This window comes from Mycolicibacter acidiphilus, from assembly GCF_018455725.1.
In the GTDB taxonomy this organism is placed as follows: domain Bacteria; phylum Actinomycetota; class Actinomycetes; order Mycobacteriales; family Mycobacteriaceae; genus Mycobacterium; species Mycobacterium acidiphilum.
Genome location: NZ_JAHCLR010000033.1, coordinates 51,159 through 72,966, shown reverse-complemented (window position 1 = coordinate 72,966; position 21,808 = coordinate 51,159). Strand labels below are relative to the sequence as shown.

The window sequence follows — 21,808 nt, the reverse complement described above, 5'->3', positions numbered from 1 at the left end:
CCACCGCTTGACGCCTAACACCAATAGGAGCATCAGGTTTCGGGGCCCGCGGACGTGGAGGGGTTCAGGCCTCCCGCAGCCGCAGCGCCAGCCCGGACGCCCGCACCGCCCGTCGCTGCAGTGCCCGGCGGATCTCCGCCTCCGACCCGACCACCCGCACCTTGGTTTTGGCGCGGGTCACCGCCGTGTAGAACAGCTCCCGGGTCAGCAGCCGGGAATCGACCGGCGGCATCAGCACGGTGACCTCGTCGGCCTCGCTGCCCTGACTCTTGTGGATCGTCATGGCGTACATGGTCTCGACGTCGGAGAGCCGCCCGGTCGCGAAATCCACCGGCCCGGTCGGTGTCGCGATCACCGCCCGCAGGCCCTCGTTGCGCAGTACGACCACACCGGTGTCACCGTTGCGCACCCCCAGCCCGTAGTCGTTGGCGGTGATCAGCAGCGGCCGGCCCGCGTACCATTCCGCCCAGGCCGGATCCCCGGTCGCGTCGGCCACCCAGCGCCGCGCCTGCCGGTTCCAGTGCTGCACCCCGTACGGGCCGTCGCGGTGCGCGCACAGCAGTCGGTGCTCCTCGAGGTTGCGCAGCGCCTCCGCGTCGGCCCCGAACCGCGCCGCCTCACGCACCCGCAGTGCGTGCTCCACCAGGATCGTCCGCAACCGCCCGGCCGGATCACCCGAGGATTGCGGGTCCACCCAGTCCAGGTGCTCGTCGTCATCGCGCAACCTTGTGATCACCGTGTCGCCGTCACCGTCGCGGATCGCTGCGGCCAACTCGCCGATCGGCTTCTTATACCGGTGGGCGGTCCGCAGCGTCGCAACCTGCACCCCGGGCCTTGCCGTGAGACCGTCCACCAGATCCGCCAGCACTGCACCGGCCTCCACCGACGACAGCTGGTCGGGATCGCCGACCAGGATCAGCCGGGCGTCGGGCCGTACCGCCTCCAGCAGTCGGGCCATCATCGTCAGCGACACCATCGACGTCTCATCGACGGCGATCACGTCGTGCGGCAACCGGTTGGCCCGATGGTGTTTGAACCGCACCGAATTGTCGGGCCGGGAGCCCAGCAGTGAATGCAGGGTGCGGGCCTGCAAGCCGGTCAGCCGCTCCTGATCCACCGGCCCCAGTTCGGCGATCTGACCGGTGACCGCCTCGGTCAGCCGGGCCGCGGCCTTGCCGGTCGGGGCGGCCAGTGCGATCCGGGGGCGGGGCCGCCCGGACAGTTCGGCCTGCTCGGCCAGCAGCGCCAGCAGCCGCGCGACCGTGGTGGTCTTGCCGGTGCCGGGACCGCCGGTGAGCACGGTGACCGCCTGCGACAGTGCGATCTCGGCGGCCGAGCGCTGCTCGTGGTAGTCGGCGGGGAAGAGTCGCTCGAAGCCGGGCAGATCAACCGGCGCCGCCCCCGGGATCGACAGGGCCAGCAGATCCGCGCAGACCTGCTCCTCCTCCCGCCAGTAGCGGTCCAGGTAGAGCAGCCGGTCGTCGTAGATGCGCAGCACCTGCTTGCCGACGAGGACGCCGGCCTGCACCGCGGCCAGCCAGGCGTCGGCCGCCGGCCAGGGCAGCTCCGGGGCTCCGGCCTCAGTGCCCTCGGTGGCCTCGGTGGCCTCGGTGACCTCGGCGGCGATCGTGCGCAGATCCACGCAGACCGACCCGGTGCGCAGTGCCCGCACGGCCAGCGCCACCGCCAGCAGCACCGTCTCGTCGGACTCCGAACCGAGGGCGGCGATCCGTTGCGCGGCATGCACATCCGCCGCGTCGAGCACCCCGGCGTCGTTGAACACCCGCAGCAGACCGTCGGCCGTGGTCGCCACCCGATGCGACAGCGGATCGAGACGAACGTCGCTCATGCCGCCGGCCTTCCTTCGCTCAGCAGATCCGACAGGGCGATCACCAGGGCCGCCGGCGGGCGCCAGCTGAACACCCCGGTGGGCAGGCCGGTGCTGTCGACCGGGGTGTCCGCGCCGCACATGCCGCGCACGAACAGGTACAGCACTCCGCCGAGATGACGCTCCGGGTCGTAGCCGGGCTGGCGCCAGCGCAGGAAGCGGTGCAGCACAGCGGTGTACAGCAGCGCCTGCAGCGGGTAGTCCGAATGCAGCATCGCCTCGGTCATCCGGGCGAAGCCGTAGTCGGCGGCGGTGTCGCCGAGGTGGTTGGTCTTGTAGTCGACCACCAGGTAGCGCTGGTCGGGCAGCCGCAGCACCACGTCCAGAGACCCGGACAGGTAGCCGCGCAGGGACTGGCCGCCGAGTTCGTCGGAGGCCAGCCGGTCGGCGTAGCCGGCGAACGGGTCATCGCCGGCCAGGTGTTCGCGCAGCAGCGCGCCGACGTCGGCGACCCGGACATCCGGTGCCGCGCCGCGGACGTCACCGCCGGCCAGCGGGATCTCGAAGTCCAACTCCCGCAACCGGTCCCGCAGCCCGATCTGGCGCAGCGTCAGCCCGTCGGCCAGCGGCCCGAGCGGGGTGTCGTGCATCGGGACCAGCGCGTCGGCCAGGGCCGTCGCCGCCACCCCGATCGGCCACCACGGCTCATGCACCCGAACCTGTTGCGCCAGTTCGGCCGCCAGGTCCGCGGCGAACGGGTCGGTGGTCTCCAGCACCGCGTGCACCAGGGAGCCGAACGTCGCCCCGGCGGGCAGATCCGACATCGGCGACACCAGGTCGGCGCCGGCGGCCACCGGCACCCCGGTGACGGTGACGTCGTCGGATTCGTCGTCGTGACCGGCTGATTCCGGTTCGCTGTGCACCCCGGCGGTTTCGGTTTCGTTGGCGTGCCGGATCAGCGCCGAATAGGAGGTGCGCCGCCAGCCGCCGTCGATGCGACGGTGGAAGTGCCGCACCGCGAGGTCGGTCGCCGGCTCCGGCGCCGGAAGCACGGTCGGGTCGGCGATCATCGAGGCCTCCACGACCGGCCCGCCTTCGGCCTGCCACGTCGTGAAATGCGCCCAGGCATCCCGGTCACCGGCCTTCGACGGGCAGCGCACCGGCACGTCGACGTCCCCGGGTGACCGGCCGCGCAGCAACCGGGACAGGCCGCTGTTGGTCTCGTCTTGGCTCGGCGCCCACCACGCCACCACCTGCGACTGCGCCCGGGTCAGCGCGACGTAGCTGATCCGCAGGTGATCGAGCGCCTCCTCCTCGCGGTGCAGTGCCCGCGCCTGGGAGCGGTCCGGACCGCGGTCACCGCCGACGTAGAGGCACCGTGTCTCGGTGCCGTCTGCGGTCCGCTCGTGGTAGAGCAGATTGCCCTTGTCGCCGATATTGCGGTTGAACAGGAACGGCAGGTAGACGATCGGGAACTGCAGGCCTTTGGCGGCGAACACCGTCATGATCTGCACCGCGCCCGCGTCGCTGTCCAGCCGGCGGCTGCGCTCGGTGGCCCGGCTGGTGCGGTCCTCGCACTGCTTGCGCAGCCAATCCCGCAGCCCCGGCAACGTCAGCCGCTCAGTGTGTGCGGCCTCGTTCAGCAACTGGCCGATGTGCGCCAGATCGGTGAGATGCCGCTCGCCGCCGCGCTGCCCGAGCACCCGCCGGCCCATACCCGTCAGCTTGGCCGCCTCGAACACCGCCGCCACACCGCGCAACCGGGCCTGATCGATCCACTCCCGCAGGTGCTGCGCCACGTCGTCGGTGAGGGCGTCGCCGCCGGCGGCCAGGTCCGCGGCCGTGTTGCCGAAGAACATCGTGCAGGCCGCCGCACGCACCAGACCGCTGCGATGCGGGGCGTCGAACGCCTCCAGCAGGCACAGCCAGTCCGCGGCCGCCCGGGAGGCGAACACGTCGGCGTCACCGGTGTAGACCACCGGGATGCCCAGCTCGGCGAGCGCGTCCCGGCACAGGGCCGCATCCTGGTGTCGTTCGACCAGGATCGCCACGTCGCCGGGGGCGATCGGGCGGCCGTCGTAGGTGGCCGCCGAGCCGAGCAACGCCGCGACGTCGGCGGCGAGATCGGCCGGGATGTGCCGGCGCAGATCGCCGATCAGAATGTCTTTCCCGTCCCGGCAGCCGACAGTTTGCCGCTGCACGACCCGCAGCCGGAACGGGTCATCGTGCGGGGCGCCGGCCAGTCGCCGCCCGCTGTGGTGGGCCTCGACCCGCGGCACCACGATCTCCGGGTGACCCAACCGGACGTCGCCGAGCACCGCCTGCAGACTGTCGACCAGAGCCTTGTCGCTGCGCCAGTTGACGCCCAGCGTGCGCTTGTCGTCGGCGCTGCGGGCCGCGCCGAGATAGGTGTAGATGTCGCCGCCGCGGAAACCGTAGATGGCCTGCTTGGGGTCGCCGATCAGCACCAGCGTCGAGTGGCCGCGGAACGCGGTGTCGATCACCTGCCACTGCACCGGGTCGGTGTCCTGGAACTCATCGACCATCACGATCTTCCAGCGTCCACGCATCCGTTCGGCCGCGTCGGAGTCGGTGCGCTGCAATGCATCCCGGAGCAGGGTCAGCAGATCGGTGTAGCCGAGGATGCCGAGCCGGCGCTTGCGGTGGTCCAGCTCGTTGCGTACCTCCTCGGCGAATGCCAGCCGGGCTGCGGCCGTCGAATCCGGGTCGGCGACGGCAGGACGCCACTGCGCCACCGGCTCCTCGACCACGCGCTCGGCCAGCTTCACCGCCTCCTCGCGGTTGAACGGCGGGGGATTGTCGTCCTGGCCGAAGTGCGCGAGGTAACGGTCGTCGACGATCTCACCGACCAGATCCGACAGGCTCTCCACCAGGGTCAGCGTCTCGTCGGTGTCACCGGCCACCCCCAGCGATTTCAGCACCAGCGAACAGAACTGGTGGATGGTGACGATGGTCGCCGCGTCGAAGTCCGCCAGCGCGTCACGCAGCCGGGTAAGCCGGGCGGCGCGGACCTCGGCGGGCCCATTGAGCAGGAACCGCTCCAGGTCGTTCGCCGGTTCCCGCCGCCCGTTCAGCACCGCCACCGCGCCGACGGCCAGCGTGCGCACCCGCTCGCGCAGTTCCCGGCTGGCCAGCCGCCCGAACGTGAGCAGCAGCAACTGATCCGGGCGGGCCAAGCCGTCGGCCAGGTAGCGGGTGGTCAGCCCGGCCAGCGCGAACGTCTTGCCGGTGCCGGCGCTGGCCTCCAACACCACGGTGGACCCGGCGGCCGGCAGCGGTCCGGTCAGATCGAAGCTCGTCGTGACGGTCACAGGCTGCCCTCCGCGTCCAGCAGCGGCGACCACAGCCGCATCGCCAGCGTCCCCAATCGGGTGGCCTCCCCGTCGATCTCCTCGCCGGGACGCGCCGGGTCGAGAAGCCGGTCCAGCGGTGCCTCGACGCCCCACACCAGGCAGCTGGTCTTCGCGGTGTGGTCGCCGTATTTGCCGGTCCACGCGGAGCGGGCGGCCCGCAGCGGATCACCGTGCCGCCGGCGGGCGTCAGCCCAGGCGTGGGAGGTCTTCAGCGGCAGCGGCAGCGGTTCGCGCCGGCCGGCGTCGTAGATCGCCACCAGCTGCCGCAGCACCGCCAGCGGGTCGGCGGGTGCGGTGAACAGCCGCTGCCGGGCCGGGTCGTCATCGCCGCTCCGGCCGATGCACAGTGCGCTCCAGGGCTCACCGGGATGTTGAGCGGCCAGCGCGCACAGCGGGATCCAGTCCTGCAGGACATGTTTGGGGGCCAGCCGCGAGTAGGTGACCGAGACGGTGCGGGTGCCGTAGACGCCGGCGACGGTGCCGGTCAGCCGCCGGCCGCCACCGAGGTCGATGTCGACGTCGTAGGCGGCCGGGTCCCCGGTGCGGTGCGGGATCGCCGCCGCGGCAAGCGCGCGGGCCTCGTCGCGGATCGCGCAGGCGCTGCGCATCCCGAGCCGGCCCGGCGGCAGGCACCCGCGGCGCCACTCGGCGTTGGCGGCGTCGTCGGGGTGCATCCCGCGCAGCATGTCGCCGAGCATCCGCTCACCGACCGCCCACTGCTCCAGGCCGCCGATCTCCACCGGCATCGTGTCCTCGATGCCCTTGACGTCCCACGGCAGCGTGTAGTCCAGCGCCCGGAAGAACCCCTTCACCGGATCCTTGAAGAACGTGACCAGATCGGCCAGTTCCACCTGCCCGTCGACGGCCGGTAGTACCGCGGCGAACAGTTCCACCGGTTCGGTGCGCACGCCGGCCGCGGCCTCGGCGGCGGTGCGGGCCGTCGGATCGAAGGTGAACGGCTTACCCGGCACACCGAGCGTGCCGCGGGTGACGTTGCGGACGTCGAACGGTTGCAGTGGCTGCTGCACCACCACCCGGCCCCGCACCGGGGCACCGGTGGTGGCGTCCAGAGCGTCGAGCAGTTCGGCCAGCGGCACCGCCGGCGGCTGGGTCTTGCCGGTGTGCTCGTCGGCGCCGGTGTAGGTGATCACCAGGGTCTCGGTGGCCGCGCAGACCGCGTCGAGCAGCAATTGCCGGTCCTCCGAACGGGCGTCGCGCTCCCCGGTCAGCGGCTGCCGGGCCAGCACGTCGTCGCCGTCGACGTGGCCGGCCCGCGGGAAGACGCCGTCGTCCAGGCCGACCAGGCAGACCACCCGGTGCGGCACCGAACGCATCGGCACCATGGTGCACACGGTCAGGTTGCCGGTGCGGAAGTTCGCCCGGGTCGGCCGGCCGGCCAACTCCCCAGAGAGCAGTGCGCGCACGTCGGGCAGCAGCAACGTCGTCTCGGCGTGCGTCCCGGCCCGCCGCACCACCTCGGTGAGTTCGCGGTGCAGTTGGCCCTGCTGCCAGGCGTCGTCCAGTTGCACCCGGGTCAGGGCATCGACGGCGGCGACGAGGGCGGTGATCCACCCGGTCACCGACCGTGCGCCGGTCAGGGTGTCGGCGGCCGATTGCAGCCGGGCGATGAACTCGGCCAGCCGCCCGGCCAGCTCGACCCGGTTGCTGCCGACGTCGTCGAGGGGGAGCGCGGTGCCCAGCCAGGTCCGGGAGTCCTCGGACATCGCCACCCCGGTCAGGATCCGGTCCAGCCCGAACCGCCAGGTGTTGTGCTGAATGTCGGCCAGTCCGTAGGGCTCCCGGTGTTCGGCGTCGAAACTCCAGCGGACGCCCGCCTCGCGCACCCAGTCGGCGATGGTCTCCAGGTCGTCGTCGGTGAACGCGAACCGAGCCCGCACCGGCGCGGACTGCGCCAGGTTGAGCACTCCGCTGGCGGTTGCCCGGCTGTCGGCGACGCCCAGCAGTTCGGTCGCCACCCCCAGTAGCGGGTTGGTCTGGGTGAGCGCGCGGTCGGCCAGCTGCACCCGCAGCGTGTGCGCCGGGTGGTGCTCCCCGGCCAGGTCGCCCAGCCCGAAGCCGGCGGCGATCAGCGGGGCGTAGGTCTCGATGTCCGGGCAGAGCACCACGATGTCGCGCGGCTGAAGCGTCGGGTCGTCGTCCAGCAGGCCCAGCAGCACCTCGCGCAGCACGTCGACCTGCCGGGCCGGCCCGTGACAGGCGTGCACCTGCACCGACCGGTCCGTCGCGTCCAGGACCCGCCCGTCCGGGCGCACCGCGTCCGCGGCGATGTCGGCCTGCAGCCAGGACAGCAGCGTCGCCGAAGCCGCTGTGCCGCTGGTGTATTCGTCGGATGCGGCACTGTCGGGCAGGCCACGCTGCAGCTCCCGCAGGTCCCGGCCGAGGGTCTGCAGCAGCGGATGCGACGCGAGAAGACGGCTGTCGTCGGCACCGCGGACAACCGCGCCGTGCAGCCCGCGCAGCGCCTGCCACAGCTCATCGGAGGGGTGCGGTAGCCACAGGTGCAGATCGTGGTGGACGGCCAGCGCGTCGAGCAGTTCGATGTCGGTGCAGCTCAACCGGGTGTGCCCGAACAGGCTCAGCCGGGCCGGCAACGTGTCGACCGGTGTTCCGCGCAGCTGCTCGACGGTCTGCCGGTGCCGCAGGTGCGGGGGATCGGCTGGAACGGCGGCGACCAGTTCCCGCCACAGCGGTGGCTGCCAGCGCAGATCTGCATCCAGCTCACCGCCGGCGCCGTCACCGGCCCCGCCGGCCAGCCAGTCGATCAGCAGCTGCGGGCGCTGACGGGCGTAGGAGGCGAACAGCCCGGCCAGCCGTCGGGCCACCGCATAACGCCGGCCGCGGCGCACCTGTGCGTCATCCCCGGTGTGGAAATGTCCCAGGTGCCGTGCCAGCGTCGCGCACCACGGTGCGTCGAGGTGGGCGTCGAGCACGCTCAGCAACGGCCACACCAGCGCATCCGGGGACCATGGGTCGTCTTCGGCGGCCCCGGTCAGCTCGGTCAGCAGCGCGGCCGGGCTGCGGAACTGCACCGCCGCGCAGACCCCATCACCGCCGGGGCCGGCGCCCAGGGTGTGTGACAGCCGCTGCGACAGCCAGCGTTCCACGCCGCGCGCCGGCACCAGCACCAACTCCTGGGCGAACGGGTCCGTCGGTGGCGTGCTCAGCAGGGCGGCCAGCCCGTCGGCGAGCTGGTCGGCGCGTGCCGCTCGGTGCAGGTGTAGAGCCATCGTCGCCAACCATAGAACGACCCACCGACATCCCGGCCCCGGCGTAGGGTCGCGTGCGTGACGACTCCCATCAAACGCATCGCGATCAGCACCGGCGGCGGGGATGCGCCCGGCCTCAACGCGGTGATCCAGGCGACCACTCTCGCCGCCCGCAACCGCGGCTGGGATGTAGTCGGCATCCGGGACGGTTTCAACGGGCTGATGCTGCCGGAGGAGTACCCCGACGGCGGGCTGATCGAGCTGACCCGGGAACGGATCCGCGGCATCATCCCGCTCGGCGGGACCATCCTGGGTAGCACCAACCGCGGCGACCCGACGGCCTACCCGGTGCAGCAGCCCGACGGCAGTTGGGTGGAGGTGGACCGCACCGCCGAACTGCTGGACCGGTTCGCCGAGCACCGGATCGATGCGCTGGTCACGGTCGGCGGCGACGGCACGCTGGCGATCGGAAATCAGCTGTGCGAGGCCGGGTTACGAGTGGTCGGGGTGCCCAAGACCATCGACAACGACCTGGAGCGGACGACGTCGACGTTCGGTTTCGACAGTGCGGTCGACTTCGCCTCGGAGTGCATCGACCGGTTGTTCTCCACCGCGACCTCGCACGGCCGGGTGATCGTGGTGGAGGTGATGGGCCGCTACGCCGGCTGGATCGCACTGCACGCCGGGATGGCGTCGGGGGTGCACGCCATCCTGATCCCGGAGATCCCCTATCGGCTGGAACCGGTGGCCGACGTCATCAACGCCCGTGCGCGGCGCGGCTCGAAGTACTCGATCGTCTGCGTCGCCGAGGGTGCCAAGCCGGTCGGCGGCGCGCACTCGATCGTCGGGAAATCGGTGGGACAGGCCGAACGGCTCGGCGGGGTCGGTGCGAAAGTCGCTGCCGGACTGGAGGAGATGACCGGCCGGGAGGCCCGCACCGTGGTGCTCGGGCATCTGCTGCGCGGCGGGTCGCCGACCGCGCTGGACCGGCTGCTGGGGCTGCGGTTCGGTGCGGCCGCGGTGCGCGCCCTCGACGAGGGGCACAACGGAATCATGGTGGCGCTCAACCCGCCCACGGTGGACTACGTGCCGCTGGCCGACGTCACCCGCCGGCAGAAGACGGTGCCGATCGACTGCGATTCGATCCTGACGGCCCGGGACATGGGGATCAGCTTCGGCGACGAGCCGGCATCGGTGGGGAACTGAGATGGAGGCGTGGGACGCGATCTGTGCCCGTCGCAACGTGCGGCGGTATCGATCGGAACCGATCCCGGTCGCCGACCTGAACCGGATCGCCGAGGCAGGGCGGCGCGCCCCGTCGGCGAAGAACCGGCAGCCGTGGGACTTCGTGATCGTCACCGACCGGGCCCGGCTGGAACAACTCGCCACCGTGTGGCAGGGGGCCGGCCACATCGCAACGGCGGCAGCCGCATTCGCACTGGTGGTGCCGACACCCCCCGACGAGCGCCGACGCCTGACAGATCAGTACGACCTCGGCCAGGCGACGATGGCGATGATGATCGCGGCCACCGACCTCGGTATCGGGACGGCCCACTCCGGTGTCGGTGACCAGGACGCGGCCCGGGCGATCCTGGGCGTTCCCGACGACCACCTGGTCTCCTATCTGATCGGTATCGGGTACCCCGCGGACCGGGCCCTCACGCCGATCCGCGACCCGGATCGGCGGCCGGCCGCCGAGGTGGTGCACCGCGAGCGGTGGTGAGCGGCGGCCGACATGCCAGCGGAGCGCCGGGGCGCCCAGGTCAGCCGAACTCGAAGCCGACCGTGAACCCGTGCCGCAGCACCAGATTCGCCAGCACGTCGGTGCGCCGTGCCAGCGGCCAGGACTCGACGGCGAACGGGTCCACACCGAAGAACGCGTAGTTGACCGAGGTCTCCGGTGTGGTCCGCGACCGGTAGACGACCGCATCCGGGCGCTCGTCGGGCTCCGGCCACCAGCGCGCCACGGCGTCGGCCAGGTGCTGGCAGGTGGCCCACACCGCCGGATGCTGACCGGTCGAGATCTGATCGTCGACGCCCAGCGCGTCGAGGTTGCGATCGGTGCGCAGATCCAGCACCCGCAGATGCCGGGCGGCGGTCAGGCCGATCAGCCGGTGGCCGGCGTGGTCGGCGGGGATCAGCATGCCGGACAACCGGTAGCGTTCCCGGAAGGCGCCGACGAGATCGGTTGCGGCGTAGCGGGTTCGGAACGCGCCAGCCGCGGAGTCGAACCGGTAGCGGGGTTCGGGGAAGCCGGTCCAGGTCCAGGCGTCCGGGTGTTCGGCGTCGAGGCGCCACAGCGGGGTGCCGGCGGTGATGCGGCGCCGGCGCAGTCCGGTGGGCCGGGCCTCGGGCAGCGGCGCGGAGTAGCCGGCGGGAAGCTCAGGCACCGAGCGCGCTGAGCAGCCGCCAGCCGGCGTCGGCGGTCTTCGGCCGGCGCAGTGCCTCGGCGATCGAACCGCCCAGTTCGGTGTGGGTCAGCCGCATGATCCGGTCGGCGGCCATCGTGTCGGTGGTGAACCGGTCCAGCAGGTCGATGATCCGGGGCAGGTCGGCGCGCAGCCGGTCGTCGTCGAATTGCCATGCCGGGAACCAGGTCTGGTTGCCGATCGCGACGCCGAGCACCTTGCCCCGGCTGCGCAGCCGGTGCACGGCCTGCGGGGTGCCGAGCCGCAGCAGCTGCTGGACCGCCGGGGTCGGCAGTGCCCCGGCGATGAAATCGTCGACGAGGGCGGCGCGCCGCTGATCGTTGAGGGCGCTGGCGGCGACCTGCTCCAGGGTGCCCTGCGGCGCGGTCGGCGCGTCCAGCAGCGCATCGAGCACCTCGGCGAACCGGGCGTCGTGGCGGGCGCGCTCCGCGACCTGACGGGCGATCGGGGTGACGGCGGTGGACATGGTCTCCATGGTACCGACCATCGGGCCAAATTGAAACAATCGAAACAATCAGTCGTCGGCTGTCCCGCGGCGGCGCACCAGCAGCCGCCAGCCCACCGCCACCGCCACCAGCCCGCCGATCACCGCCAGCAGCGGCCCGGCACCCAGAGCGTCCACCCGATCCGCCAGCCAGGACTGCACCGCCCCGGCGGACCGCACCACCGGATCGTCGGCGCCCGCACCGCCGAAGTACAGCCGGATCTCGTAGTAGCCGTAGTAGGTGACGTACACCCCGGTCAGCAGCACGATCACCCCGGCGATCCGGCCGACGTGCGGCAGCACCCGGCGCAGCGCCGTCGTCGCCGACGCCCCGGCCAGCGCGACCGCCAGCGCCGCGACCCCGACCGTGATGCTCATGCCGACCGCGTACGCGATGAACGCCAGCACTCCCGCCAGCGTCGACCCGCGCTGGAAGGTCGTGCTGATCACCGCCAGGAACGGCGCGATGGTGCAGGACAGCGACGCGATCGCGTAACCGACCCCGTAGCCGTACATCGACCCCAGCCGGGCACTCGGCGCCGAACCGCCCGCCCGCGGCAGCATCACGGCGATGTCCCGGCCGGCCAGCAGCCAGCCGCCCATCGCCACCAGTCCCACCCCGATCACCACGGTGGCGAACGGCAGATATTTCTGCGCCGACGCGATCAGCGGCGACACCACCAGCCCGAAAATCCCGAACACGGTGAGGAACCCGGCCGCCATCACCACGGTCGCCGCCCCGGCGCGGGCCAGCGCGGCGGGGCGCGACGTGCCCTGACTGTCGGCGATCACCAGCCCCAGATACCCCGGCAGGAACGCGAACCCGCACGGGTTCAAGGCGGCGACCAGACCGGCGCCGAGAGCGAAACTCAGTGCGGCGGTGTCGATCACCGCTGTGCCAGCGCCGCCACCCGCTCAGTCAGTTCCTCCTCCGGCAGGGAGCCCTTCACCACCTCGACCGCCCCGTCCGGGCTGAGGAACGCATACGCGGGCTGGCGGGTCACCCCGAACTTCGCCCACACCGTCGCGTCGGTGTCGGCCAGTTCGGTGAATTTGTCGATGCCGTACTTGGTGGCGAACGCCTTCATCGCCGGCAGCTCGTCGCGAGCGCCGACACCGACGAACGTCACCAGCGGGTTGGCGGCCGCGACCTTGGCGACGGTCGGCGCCTCACCCTGACAGGCGGGACACCACGGCGCCCAGAACCAGAGCACCGCCGGTTTGCCGGCCAGGCTCTCACCGGCGAACGGCCGGCCGTCCAGCGTCTTCGCGGTGAAATCCAGCCGGTCGCCGGCGGACTGTGACGACCCGGAGGCGCAGCCGCCCAGCAGCACTGCGGTCAGCAGCGTCACCAGCAGGACGCCGATGCGGTGAACCATGGAGATTCCTTCCGGTTGTCGTACATCGCCACGTCCAACCCTAGAGGCGGCGCATGCTGGAGGCCATGAACCGAAACGAGATCACCGAGCAGATCGTCGCCGCCCGGCTGGCGAAGGGCATCAGCTGGCAGGAACTCGCCGACGCGATCAAGCGGCCGGTGGTGTGGACGACGTCGGCGCTGCTGGGTCAGCAGCCGATCCCCGCCGAACTGGGTGAGGTGCTCGTCGAGATGCTGGGGCTGGACGCCGCGGTGGTGCCGGTGCTCGCCGCGGTGCCGATGCGCGGTGGCCTGCCGACCGCGATCCCGACCGACCCGACCATCTACCGGCTGTACGAGGCGGTGAGCGTCTACGGCGGGGCGATCAAGGAGTTGATCCACGAACAGTTCGGCGACGGCATCATGAGCGCGATCAATTTCAGCGTCGACTTCGACCGCAAGGCGCACCCCAAGGGGGACCGGGTGGTCATCACGTTCGACGGGAAATTCCTGGCCTACGAGTGGGATTCGGCGGCAGAGGCGGCCGATGCCGGCTAAACGCAAGTCGCCGCACCTCACCGCCGACCTGGTGCTGTCCGGCGGCGGGGTGAAGTTCATCGGGCTGGTCGGTGCGGTGGTCGCGCTGATGGACGCCGGGTACTCGGTGGAGCGGGTCTCCGGGGTGTCCGGCGGTTCGGTGGTCGGCGCGATCGTCGCGGCCGCCGCCCAGGGCGACCAGCTCACCGGTGACCAGGTCCGGGAGTTGGCGCTGTCGGTGCCGTTGGAACGCTGGCGCGACGCCGCACCGGTGCCGTACCTGGGGCCGCTGTGGGGGCTGGCCCGGGACACCGGGCTGTACCGGGGCGACTTCGCGCGGGACTGGATCCGCGGCGAACTGGCCAACCTGGGGGTGCACACCTGGGGGGATCTGACCTATGACGGCGACAACCTGCTGGCCGAGCGTCGCTACCGGGCGGTGGTCAGCGTCACCGATCTGACCACCGGACAGCTGGTGCGGCTGCCGTGGGACTACCGGCGGGTGTACGGGCTCGACCCCGATGAGCAGTCGGTCGCCGACGCGGTGCGCGCGTCGATGGCGGTGCCGTACTTCTACCGCCCGGTCACCCTGACCAGCGCCGACGGGCGACGCTCCACCCTGGTCGACGGGGGCGTGCTGTCGAACTTCCCGATCTACAGCTTCGACCGGCGCGACGGCCGGGCCCCGCTCTGGCCCACGTTCGGGGTGACGGTGGTGCCGGAACTCTCCCAGGGCACCAAGGGTTTCGGGGACATGGTCCCGGCGCTGAAGCCGCTGCGGCTGCTCGGCCACACCTCGCTGCTGGAGAGCCTGATCACCACCATGCTGGTGGGACACGACCTCACCTATCTCAGCGAGCCGTGGGTCAATGTGCGCGCCATCCGGGTCAACTCCACCGACGTCGGGGTGCTGGACTTCGGGGTGTCGCGGACCCGCCTGGAGCGGCTCTACCAGAACGGGTACGACGCCGCGACCGAGTTCCTGAGCACCTGGGACTGGCCGGCCTACCTGGAGCGGTTCCGGCAGTCGCACTACCCGGGGGCGGGTTCAGCCGACCCGCGCTGACTCAGCTGCGGTGCTTGCCCAACTCGGCACTGGCGTCGCCGAGCCGCACGGTCACGTCGGTGTTGCCCGCGACCTCCAGCTGCTCGCGGCTGCGCATCCGGTCCTGGATCTCGCGGGCCGCCCCGTTGATCCGTTCGATCTCGGCGCGGAACACGTCCGGACGGGTCTCCATGCTGGCGTAGTGGAAGTAGCTGAGCAGGCTGCGCAGCAGCTCCAGCTTCTGCTTCTCCCGCTTGGCCAGGTCGTGGGAGGTCATCAGTTCGACCCGGCGCACCGGCGGCAGGTCGTTCCAGTCCAGCGTCACCCGGTTCTCGAACCGGGTCGACTTGGCGCTCCACGGCCACCGGCCACGCTTGTCGTCCGGGCTGTCGGAGTAGCTCACGGTCCCGGTGAACCGCGACTCGATGCCCTCGCCGAGTTCGGCGCGGTCGATCGCGGAGTCCCACACGGTCCGCCACTCCTGGTTGGGGGCGAGCACCGGCAGTTCGTCGGGGAGCTTCAGCGCGGCGACGTCGGCGTAGCCGTCCGAGGCCGTCTCGTAGCGGGCGACGGTGGGCGGCTCGGCGAACGCGAACCGGACGTCGTAGGCCGGCGTCTTGCCGAAGTTGCGTACCACCAGTTCGATGACGTGCCAGTCGGCGGCGTGCGGCTCCATGAACATCGACACATGCGGCCGGGTCTGCTCGGCGGCGGTCCGGCGGTTGCGCTTCAACTGCCGGTTCAGGTAGATCAGTGCCAGCACGGTGATCACCACCGCGAACCACGCGGCCCAGGCCAGCCAGGCCTCCGGGCCCGCGTGTGTCACGTCGTACCAGCGGTCTTCGACCGATCCCATCCGTTACCCCCTCATCCGCCCATCCGCATGCGCCACTCTGCCAGGTCACGGACGCGGTACACGTAGTTTGACCGCTTCACCTCGGAGAGCGCCGCACTGGGGTCCTCGGAATACCAGTGGCCGGGGAAGACCGTCGGGTCACCGGGCAGCGCGGCCAGCGCGTGCAGACTGCGGTACATCTCGTCGGAGTTCCCGCCCGGGAAATCGGTGCGGCCGCAGCCGTCCAGGAACAGGGTGTCGCCGGCGATCAGGCGGCCGTCCAGCAGGAAGCACTGGCTGCCCGGGGTGTGGCCGGGAGTGTGCAGCAGTTCGATCTCGATGTCGCCGACGCTCACCTTGTCGCCGTGCTCGTGTGCGGTGAGATCGCCCATCGAGATGCCGGTGATCCGCGAAACCCATTGCGCCTCGTGGGTATTCACGTGTACCGGTACGTTGACCCGGTCCAGCAGTTCGGCGAGTCCCTTCAGGTCGAAACCCATCATCGATCCGCCCACGTGGTCGGGGTGGTGATGGGTGACCAGCACGCCGGACAGTCGCATGCCGTCGCCTTCGGCGATGTCGAGCAGATCGCCCGCGGCGTAGGCCGGGTCGACCACGAGCGTCTCACCGGTTTCACGGTCGCCGATCAGGTAGGCGAAGTTGCGCATCTGCGAGGCCACCTGGTCGCCCACGGCGAAATCACGGCCGGAGAGCAGTTGGCGAAAATACAGCCGGTCGGATTCGGGCACGCCCTCCAGCCTAAAGCAGGGCGAACCGGGCATGCGACTAGCGGTTTTGTGCCGTCGCTCGCGAGGTTGTAACCTTCAACAGGCTTGCCGCCCCAACCGGGGCGTCGCAGGTAAAAGCAGGACAGGCCCCCTTAGCTCAGTCGGCAGAGCGTTTCCATGGTAAGGAAAAGGTCAACGGTTCGATTCCGTTAGGGGGCTCGGTGGACGCCGGTCGGTGTGCCGACTAGCGCCGATCGGGGCGGTGTAGCTCAGCTGGTTAGAGCGCACGACTCATAATCGTGAGGTCGGGAGATCGAGCCTCCCCACCGCTACTGCAAGCAATACGACGCGTGAAAGAGGGCAGCAGACGTGGCCTCCAGTACTGATGTGCGGCCGAAGATCACCTTGGCCTGCGAGGTGTGCAAGCACCGCAACTACATCACCAAGAAGAACCGCCGCAACGACCCCGACCGCCTGGAGCTGAAGAAATTCTGCCCCAACTGCGGTAAGCACGAATCGCACCGCGAGTCGCGGTAGGTCGTTCCGCAGTGTCGCTGGCAGACAAACTGGCCGGGGCGCACTATCGCTACCCGGACCACTACGACGTCGAGCGCGAGAAGATCCGCGAGTACGCCCGGGCGGTCAAAGCCACCGATCGGGCCTGCTACGACGAGCGGGCGGCGGCTGAGCTCGGCTACGACGGGCTCGCGGCGTCGCCGACCTACATCTCGATCTTCGGCTACCAGGTCATCTCGGGGTTCTTCGAGGAGATCGGTGTCGCCGTCAGCGACGCCCAGATCGTCCAGGTGGACCAGAAGCTGGCGTTCCGCCGCCCGATCAAAGAGGGCGACCGGCTGTACTGCGATCTCTACGTCGACTCGGTTCGGCGTGCCCACGGCACCGACATCATCGTGACCAGGCAGACTGTGACCGACGAAACCGGTGAGATCGTGCAGGAGACATACACGACACTGGCCGGCCGCGCCGGCGACGGTGATGAAGACGGAGGTTTCACGGATGTCGTTGCGTGAGTTCGGTTCGGTACAGGTCGGCGATCAGCTGCCGGAGAAGGTCTACCCGCTGACCCGGCAGGATCTGGTGAACTACGCCGGCGTCTCCGGTGACCTCAACCCGATCCACTGGGACGACGAGATCGCCAAGCAGGTCGGTTTGGACAGCGCGATCGCGCACGGCATGCTGACCATGGGCCTCGGCGGAGGCTACGTGACATCCTGGGTGGGCGACCCGGGAGCGGTAACCGAGTACAACGTCCGCTTCACCGCGGTGGTGCCGGTGCCCAACGACGGCAAAGGCGCCGAAGTCGTCTTCAACGGCCGGGTCAAGTCCGTCGACCCGGAGACCAAGTCGGTGACCATTGCGCTCACCGCGACAACCGATGGCAAGAAGATTTTCGGGCGGGCGGTGGCCTCAGCCAAGCTGGCCTGAAACCTTAAGGGGGAGTCATGGCGATCAAGACCGATATCCGGGGGATGATCTGGCGCTACCCTGAGCCGTTCTACGTGGGACGCGAGAAGATCCGCGAGTACGCGCGGGCGGTCCAATCCGAGGATGCGGCCAGCTTCGACGAAGCAGCGGCGGCGGAACTCGGCTACGACTCGCTGGTCGCGCCGCTGACCTTCGTGGCGATCCTGGCGAAGCTCGTGCAGGCGGACTTCTTCCGCAACGTCGACACCGGGTACACGACCATGCAGATGGTCCAGGTCGACCAGGGTTTCACCTACCACAAGCCGATCAAGGCCGGTGACAAGCTGTATGCGCGGATGGAGATCGCCTCGGTCAACGAGCGGTTCGGCGCCGACATCGTCACCACCCGCAACATCCTGACCAACGAGGCCGGCGACACCGTGCTGGAGGCGTTCACCACGATGATGGGTCATGACGCCGACGATTCGGTCAGCCTCAAGTGGGATGCCGAGTCCGGTCAGGTCGTCCGAACGGCCTGATCCGGGCGGTATTGGGCCGGATTGGTCAGGGGACCCCGCCGCGATGTACACTCGGACCTCGGGATTTTCCCAGCACTAGCGCGCTTTCCGTGGAGCGAACGGGAGGCGCGCGCGTTGTGTGGGCCGGTGACGGCGCACAGGTGAATCCCGGCAGGTTGGCTCACCAACCTCGAAGGGGCGTAGCTCAACTGGCAGAGCAGCGGTCTCCAAAACCGCAGGTTGCAGGTTCAAGTCCTGTCGCCCCTGCTGACGGCGCATGGCGTGCCATGGTGGACACTGGAAGTCAGGTGTCCACCGGGTGCGGCACCGAACACAACGACGAAGGAGCATGCGGTGACCGACGAGCGCGACCGTCCCGACGCCGCAGCTGACGGCGACGAGACCGGCGATGCCAACGGCCGCCAGGGCCGGACGGCCGTGGTGACCCGCCCGTCGGACCCGATGCGCCCCAGCGGCAAACGCTCCCGCCAGCGTGCGGCGGACGGCGAGGACACCACCGCCGTCGAGCTCACCGAGAGCACCGTCGAAGCCGAGGCCGGCAAGAAGGCCAAGAAGGCGAAGAAGAAAGCGACGGGTCCGTCACGCAACCCGATCGTCTTCGTCCTGAACTACCTCAAGCAGGTCGTCGGCGAGCTGCGCAAGGTCATCTGGCCGAACCGCAAGCAGATGATCACCTACACCGCCGTGGTGCTGGTGTTCCTGGTGTTCATGGTGGCGCTGGTCGCCGGAGCCGACTACGGCTTCGCCAGGCTGGTCATGCTGGTGTTCGGCGAGTGAAGTTATAGAGAGGACTGACAACCGTGACTACCTTCGACGGCGACACGCCCGCGGGCGAGCCGGTCGACCCGACGGAGACCCCGGAAGAGGTCCTCGAAGAAGCGGCAGAAGAAGCCGCAGCGGACACCACGGTGCCCGCTGACGAGACGACCGGGGCGGCCGAGGCGACCGAGGTGCAGCCGGCCGAGGAGCTCGACCCCGCAGTGGCGCTGAAAGCGGAGCTGCGCAGCAAGCCGGGTTACTGGTACGTCATCCACTCCTACGCCGGTTACGAGAACAAGGTGAAGGCCAACCTCGAGACCCGCGTGCAGAACCTCGACGTCGGCGACTACATCTTCCAGGTGGAGGTGCCGACCGAAGAGGTCACCGAGATCAAGAACGGCCAGCGCAAGCAGGTCAACCGCAAGGTGCTGCCGGGCTACATCCTGGTCCGGATGGACCTGACCGACGAGTCGTGGTCGGCGGTGCGCAACACGCCCGGCGTCACGGGCTTCGTGGGGGCCACCTCGCAGCCGTCACCGCTGTCGCTGGACGACGTGGTGAAGTTCCTGCTGCCGCAGGGCGCGGCCAAGAAGCCTGCCCGCGCCGGTGCCAGCACGGCGGCCGCGGCCGCCGAGGGCGGCCTGGACCGGCCGGTCATCGAGGTCGACTACGAGGTCGGCGAATCGGTCACCGTCATGGACGGCCCGTTCGCGACGCTGCCGGCGTCGATCAGCGAGGTCAACGCCGAACAGCAGAAGCTCAAGGTGCTGGTGTCCATCTTCGGCCGGGAGACGCCGGTCGAACTCGCCTTCACCCAGGTCTCGAAGATTTAGTTAAGTACGACGCCGGACGGCGATGCGGGTGAGGGACGAGCCCGCGGAGGAATCCGGCACTAGAAAGGACGCAACACCTCATGGCCCCGAAGAAGAAGGTCGCCGGGCTGATCAAGCTGCAGATCAAGGCCGGCGAAGCCAACCCCGCGCCGCCGGTCGGTCCGGCGCTCGGTCAGCACGGCGTCAACATCATGGAGTTCTGCAAGGCGTACAACGCCGCGACAGAAGGCCAGCGTGGCAACGTCATCCCGGTCGAGATCACCGTCTACGAGGACCGCAGCTTCACGTTCGCGCTGAAGACGCCGCCGGCCGCGCGGATGCTGCTCAAGGCTGCGGGCATCGCCAAGGGATCGGCCGAGCCGCACAAGACCAAGGTCGCCAAGGTCACCTGGGACCAGGTCCGCGAGATCGCCGAGACCAAGAAGGCCGACCTCAACGCCAACGACATCGAGGCGGGCGCCAAGATCATCGCCGGCACCGCCCGGTCGATGGGGATCACCGTCGAGTAATCCTTGAGCATGACCGAGCGGGCCGAGGTACGAGGCCCAGCGAGGGAATGCGAGGGGATTACTCGACGAGAAGGCACAGTCGAGTAATTCCGTGGGAGGGCCAGCTCCGGCCCGCCGACCACAACCAACCATCTGAGATTGGACATCCAATGAGCAAGAACAGCAAGGCATACCGCGCGGCCGCCGAGAAGGTCGACCGCGACAACCTCTACACCCCCCTGCAGGCCGCGAAGCTGGCCAAGGAGACGTCCTCGACCAAGCAGGACGCCACCGTCGAGGTCGCCATCCGCCTCGGTGTGGACCCGCGCAAGGCAGACCAGATGGTCCGCGGCACCGTCAACCTGCCGCACGGCACCGGTAAGACCGCCCGCGTCGCGGTCTTCGCGGTCGGCGAGAAGGCCGAGCAGGCCATCGCCGCCGGCGCCGACGTCGTCGGCAGCGACGATCTGATCGAGAAGATCCAGGGTGGTTTCCTGGACTTCGACGCCGCGATCGCCACCCCGGACCAGATGGCCAAGGTCGGCCGGATCGCCCGCGTGCTGGGCCCGCGTGGCCTGATGCCCAACCCCAAGACCGGCACCGTCACCCCCGACGTCGCCAAGGCGATCACGGACATCAAGGGCGGCAAGATCAACTTCCGCGTCGACAAGCAGGCCAACCTGCACTTCGTCATCGGCAAGGCCTCGTTCGACGAGGCGAAACTGGCGGAGAACTACGGCGCCGCACTCGACGAGGTGCTGCGGCTCAAGCCGTCGTCGTCGAAGGGCCGCTACGTCAAGAAGGTGACCGTCTCCACCACCACCGGCCCCGGCATCCCGGTGGACCCGGCCGTGACCCGCAACTTCACCGCGGAGTAACCAGCCGCAACGTCAAAGCCCGCTGCTCCTGATGGAGTAGCGGGCTTTGACGTTTGCGACGTGTTGCGGATCAGACCGCACGACCGGCGGCCGGTATCAGGCGGGCTGCTTGGTGTAGCTGACCAGGCTGACGTCGAGGCTCTCGTCGGTGAAGTAGTACTCGCAGCCGCGCAGGTACTTCATGTACCGCTCGTAGACCTCTTCGGACTGGATGGCGACAGCCTCGTCGTGCCGGGACTCCAGGGCGTCCCCCCAGATTTTCAGCGTCTTGATGTAGTGCGACCGCAGCGAGAGCGCCTCGGGCACGGTGAAGCCGGCCTTCTCGCCGTGCTCCACCATCATTCCGGTGGTGGGCAGCCGCCCACCCGGGAAGATCTCGGTGAGGATGAACTTGATGAACCGCGCGGTCTCGAACGTCAGCTTCTTGCCGCGGGCGTTCAGGTCGTACGGGTGGAAGCTGACGCTGCTCTGAATCGTCATCCGGCCGTCGTCGGGCATGATGTCGAAGCTGTTCTTGAAGAAGTCGTCGTAGTTCTCGAAGCCGAAGTGCTCGAACGCCTCGATCGAGACGATCCGGTCGACCGGCTCGTGGAACTCCTCCCAGCCGTTGAGCAGCACCCGGCGGGACCGTTCGGTGTCCAGCCCGTCGAGCAGGTTCTGCGAGTAGGCGTGCTGGTTCTTGGACAGGGTCAGGCCCACCACGTTGACGTCGTACTTCTCGATGGCCCGCCGCATCGTCGCGCCCCAGCCGCAGCCGATGTCCAGCAACGTCATGCCGGGCCGCAGGTCCAGCTTGTCCAGGTTCAGGTCGATCTTCGCGATCTGCGCCTCGGCGAGAGTGGCCTCCGGCGGCTCGAAGTACGCGCAGCTGTACATCCGGGTCGAGTCCTGAAACAGCGCGAAGAAATCATCGGAAAGGTCGTAGTGGGCTTGGATGTTCGCGAACTTGGGGCGCATCCCCTGGGTGCGCGTCGCTTTGTTCATCATCGGTGCCTGATCGCCTTCCTGATGAAAAATCTGTGGCCGGACGCCTGATCTGGCA

At 69.7% G+C, this 21,808-nt stretch carries 22 protein-coding genes and 3 tRNA genes; 15 read left to right on the top strand and 10 right to left on the bottom strand.

The window, feature by feature from the left end:
• Nucleotides 1–64: 64 nt before the first annotated feature.
• The 3 genes from recD to recC are packed head-to-tail and all read right to left on the bottom strand — an operon-like array spanning nt 65 to nt 8,450.
• Nucleotides 65–1,849, bottom strand: coding sequence for an exodeoxyribonuclease V subunit alpha (gene recD / locus KIH27_RS15380; protein WP_214093828.1), 1,785 nt, complete (start codon nt 1,847–1,849; stop codon nt 65–67).
• Nucleotides 1,846–5,160: an exodeoxyribonuclease V subunit beta gene (gene recB / locus KIH27_RS15375; protein WP_214093827.1), complete on the bottom strand. Its 3,315-nt coding sequence runs from the start codon at nt 5,158–5,160 to the stop codon at nt 1,846–1,848. The genes recD and recB overlap by 4 nt, the downstream gene beginning before the upstream one ends.
• Entirely contained in the window at nt 5,157–8,450 is a 3,294-nt protein-coding gene (gene recC, locus KIH27_RS15370) for an exodeoxyribonuclease V subunit gamma (RefSeq protein WP_214093826.1), read from the bottom strand. Before recC ends, recB begins: the two co-directional genes overlap by 4 nt.
• A 57-nt stretch (nt 8,451–8,507) precedes the next feature.
• On the opposite strand from recC, the gene KIH27_RS15365 reads away from it, so the two are divergent.
• Nucleotides 8,508–9,635 (top strand): 6-phosphofructokinase, encoded by a 1,128-nt coding sequence (locus tag KIH27_RS15365; protein ID WP_214093825.1) that lies wholly within the window; start codon nt 8,508–8,510, stop codon nt 9,633–9,635.
• A 1-nt stretch (nt 9,636) separates the two neighbouring features.
• The gene (locus KIH27_RS15360; RefSeq protein WP_214093824.1) at nt 9,637–10,152 is read left to right on the top strand and encodes a nitroreductase family protein; all 516 of its coding nucleotides are present in this window, start codon (nt 9,637–9,639) and stop codon (nt 10,150–10,152) included.
• Between the two features lie 40 nt (nt 10,153–10,192).
• Here KIH27_RS15360 and KIH27_RS15355 read toward each other — a convergent pair whose 3' ends face one another.
• Genes KIH27_RS15355 through KIH27_RS15340 form a run of 4 tightly spaced genes read right to left on the bottom strand, consistent with a single transcriptional unit; the run spans nt 10,193 to nt 12,721 of the window.
• A complete protein-coding gene (locus KIH27_RS15355; protein ID WP_214093823.1) occupies nt 10,193–10,819 on the bottom strand; it encodes an RES family NAD+ phosphorylase in 627 nt (208 codons plus the stop codon).
• The gene (locus KIH27_RS15350) at nt 10,812–11,324 is read right to left on the bottom strand and encodes a hypothetical protein (protein ID WP_214093822.1); all 513 of its coding nucleotides are present in this window, start codon (nt 11,322–11,324) and stop codon (nt 10,812–10,814) included. The genes KIH27_RS15355 and KIH27_RS15350 overlap by 8 nt, the downstream gene beginning before the upstream one ends.
• Nucleotides 11,325–11,372: 48 nt before the next feature.
• Nucleotides 11,373–12,233: a cytochrome c biogenesis CcdA family protein gene (locus tag KIH27_RS15345; protein WP_214093821.1), complete on the bottom strand. Its 861-nt coding sequence runs from the start codon at nt 12,231–12,233 to the stop codon at nt 11,373–11,375.
• The gene (locus KIH27_RS15340) at nt 12,230–12,721 is read right to left on the bottom strand and encodes a protein disulfide oxidoreductase (RefSeq protein WP_250150201.1); all 492 of its coding nucleotides are present in this window, start codon (nt 12,719–12,721) and stop codon (nt 12,230–12,232) included. The genes KIH27_RS15345 and KIH27_RS15340 overlap by 4 nt, the downstream gene beginning before the upstream one ends.
• A gap of 65 nt (nt 12,722–12,786) precedes the next feature.
• On the opposite strand from KIH27_RS15340, the gene cynS reads away from it, so the two are divergent.
• Entirely contained in the window at nt 12,787–13,257 is a 471-nt protein-coding gene (gene cynS / locus KIH27_RS15335; RefSeq protein WP_443677227.1) for a cyanase, read from the top strand.
• The gene (locus KIH27_RS15330; protein WP_214093819.1) at nt 13,247–14,302 is read left to right on the top strand and encodes a patatin-like phospholipase family protein; all 1,056 of its coding nucleotides are present in this window, start codon (nt 13,247–13,249) and stop codon (nt 14,300–14,302) included. The genes cynS and KIH27_RS15330 overlap by 11 nt, the downstream gene beginning before the upstream one ends.
• A gap of 1 nt (nt 14,303) precedes the next feature.
• Here the strand turns inward: KIH27_RS15330 and KIH27_RS15325 are convergent, their stop codons facing one another.
• Nucleotides 14,304–15,137 carry a DUF8453 domain-containing protein gene (locus KIH27_RS15325; protein ID WP_214093818.1) on the bottom strand — a complete coding sequence of 278 codons (834 nt, stop codon included), beginning with the start codon at nt 15,135–15,137 and terminating at the stop codon, nt 14,304–14,306.
• A gap of 11 nt (nt 15,138–15,148) precedes the next feature.
• Nucleotides 15,149–15,898 carry an MBL fold metallo-hydrolase gene (locus tag KIH27_RS15320; protein ID WP_214093817.1) on the bottom strand — a complete coding sequence of 250 codons (750 nt, stop codon included), beginning with the start codon at nt 15,896–15,898 and terminating at the stop codon, nt 15,149–15,151.
• A gap of 92 nt (nt 15,899–15,990) precedes the next feature.
• On the opposite strand from KIH27_RS15320, the gene KIH27_RS15315 reads away from it, so the two are divergent.
• From KIH27_RS15315 to rplA, 11 genes are all read left to right on the top strand, one after another.
• A tRNA-Thr gene (locus KIH27_RS15315) sits at nt 15,991–16,063 on the top strand.
• 39 nt (nt 16,064–16,102) lie between these two features.
• A tRNA-Met gene (locus KIH27_RS15310) sits at nt 16,103–16,176 on the top strand.
• Nucleotides 16,177–16,213: 37 nt separating this feature from the next.
• Complete coding sequence (rpmG, locus tag KIH27_RS15305; protein ID WP_024440978.1) at nt 16,214–16,381, top strand: 50S ribosomal protein L33; 168 nt, start codon at nt 16,214–16,216, stop codon at nt 16,379–16,381.
• A gap of 11 nt (nt 16,382–16,392) precedes the next feature.
• Nucleotides 16,393–16,875: a (3R)-hydroxyacyl-ACP dehydratase subunit HadA gene (hadA, locus tag KIH27_RS15300; RefSeq protein ID WP_214093816.1), complete on the top strand. Its 483-nt coding sequence runs from the start codon at nt 16,393–16,395 to the stop codon at nt 16,873–16,875.
• The gene (hadB, locus tag KIH27_RS15295) at nt 16,862–17,290 is read left to right on the top strand and encodes a (3R)-hydroxyacyl-ACP dehydratase subunit HadB (protein WP_214093815.1); all 429 of its coding nucleotides are present in this window, start codon (nt 16,862–16,864) and stop codon (nt 17,288–17,290) included. Before hadA ends, hadB begins: the two co-directional genes overlap by 14 nt.
• A gap of 17 nt (nt 17,291–17,307) precedes the next feature.
• The gene (gene hadC, locus KIH27_RS15290) at nt 17,308–17,808 is read left to right on the top strand and encodes a (3R)-hydroxyacyl-ACP dehydratase subunit HadC (protein WP_214093814.1); all 501 of its coding nucleotides are present in this window, start codon (nt 17,308–17,310) and stop codon (nt 17,806–17,808) included.
• Nucleotides 17,809–17,981: 173 nt separating this feature from the next.
• Nucleotides 17,982–18,054, top strand: a tRNA-Trp gene (locus KIH27_RS15285).
• An 87-nt stretch (nt 18,055–18,141) separates the two neighbouring features.
• Nucleotides 18,142–18,585: a preprotein translocase subunit SecE gene (gene secE / locus KIH27_RS15280; protein ID WP_214093813.1), complete on the top strand. Its 444-nt coding sequence runs from the start codon at nt 18,142–18,144 to the stop codon at nt 18,583–18,585.
• Between the two features lie 23 nt (nt 18,586–18,608).
• The gene (gene nusG / locus KIH27_RS15275; RefSeq protein ID WP_214093812.1) at nt 18,609–19,400 is read left to right on the top strand and encodes a transcription termination/antitermination protein NusG; all 792 of its coding nucleotides are present in this window, start codon (nt 18,609–18,611) and stop codon (nt 19,398–19,400) included.
• A gap of 80 nt (nt 19,401–19,480) precedes the next feature.
• Nucleotides 19,481–19,909, top strand: coding sequence for a 50S ribosomal protein L11 (gene rplK, locus KIH27_RS15270; protein ID WP_046285412.1), 429 nt, complete (start codon nt 19,481–19,483; stop codon nt 19,907–19,909).
• A 149-nt stretch (nt 19,910–20,058) separates the two neighbouring features.
• On the top strand, nt 20,059–20,766 hold the full coding sequence (gene rplA / locus KIH27_RS15265) for a 50S ribosomal protein L1 (protein WP_214093811.1): 708 nt from the start codon (nt 20,059–20,061) through the stop codon (nt 20,764–20,766).
• Between the two features lie 96 nt (nt 20,767–20,862).
• Here the strand turns inward: rplA and KIH27_RS15260 are convergent, their stop codons facing one another.
• Nucleotides 20,863–21,753, bottom strand: a complete 891-nt coding sequence (locus KIH27_RS15260) for a cyclopropane mycolic acid synthase family methyltransferase (protein WP_214093810.1) — start codon at nt 21,751–21,753, stop codon at nt 20,863–20,865.
• Between the last annotated feature and the right edge of the window lie 55 nt (nt 21,754–21,808).

Bases quoted from the DNA above. Each gene is read 5' to 3' on its own strand.
- recD (WP_214093828.1), bottom strand. From the start codon at position 1,849: ATGAGCGACGTTCGTCTCGATCCGCTGTCGCATCGGGTGGCGACCACG.
- recC (WP_214093826.1), bottom strand. From the start codon at position 8,450: ATGGCTCTACACCTGCACCGAGCGGCACGCGCCGACCAGCTCGCCGAC.
- KIH27_RS15360 (WP_214093824.1), top strand. From the start codon at position 9,637: ATGGAGGCGTGGGACGCGATCTGTGCCCGTCGCAACGTGCGGCGGTAT.
- KIH27_RS15350 (WP_214093822.1), bottom strand. From the start codon at position 11,324: ATGTCCACCGCCGTCACCCCGATCGCCCGTCAGGTCGCGGAGCGCGCC.
- KIH27_RS15340 (WP_250150201.1), bottom strand. From the start codon at position 12,721: ATGGTTCACCGCATCGGCGTCCTGCTGGTGACGCTGCTGACCGCAGTG.
- cynS (WP_443677227.1), top strand. From the start codon at position 12,787: ATGAACCGAAACGAGATCACCGAGCAGATCGTCGCCGCCCGGCTGGCG.
- KIH27_RS15330 (WP_214093819.1), top strand. From the start codon at position 13,247: ATGCCGGCTAAACGCAAGTCGCCGCACCTCACCGCCGACCTGGTGCTG.
- KIH27_RS15325 (WP_214093818.1), bottom strand. From the start codon at position 15,137: ATGGGATCGGTCGAAGACCGCTGGTACGACGTGACACACGCGGGCCCG.
- KIH27_RS15320 (WP_214093817.1), bottom strand. From the start codon at position 15,898: ATGCCCGGTTCGCCCTGCTTTAGGCTGGAGGGCGTGCCCGAATCCGAC.
- hadB (WP_214093815.1), top strand. From the start codon at position 16,862: ATGTCGTTGCGTGAGTTCGGTTCGGTACAGGTCGGCGATCAGCTGCCG.
- hadC (WP_214093814.1), top strand. From the start codon at position 17,308: ATGGCGATCAAGACCGATATCCGGGGGATGATCTGGCGCTACCCTGAG.
- rplK (WP_046285412.1), top strand. From the start codon at position 19,481: ATGGCCCCGAAGAAGAAGGTCGCCGGGCTGATCAAGCTGCAGATCAAG.
- rplA (WP_214093811.1), top strand. From the start codon at position 20,059: ATGAGCAAGAACAGCAAGGCATACCGCGCGGCCGCCGAGAAGGTCGAC.
- KIH27_RS15260 (WP_214093810.1), bottom strand. From the start codon at position 21,753: ATGATGAACAAAGCGACGCGCACCCAGGGGATGCGCCCCAAGTTCGCG.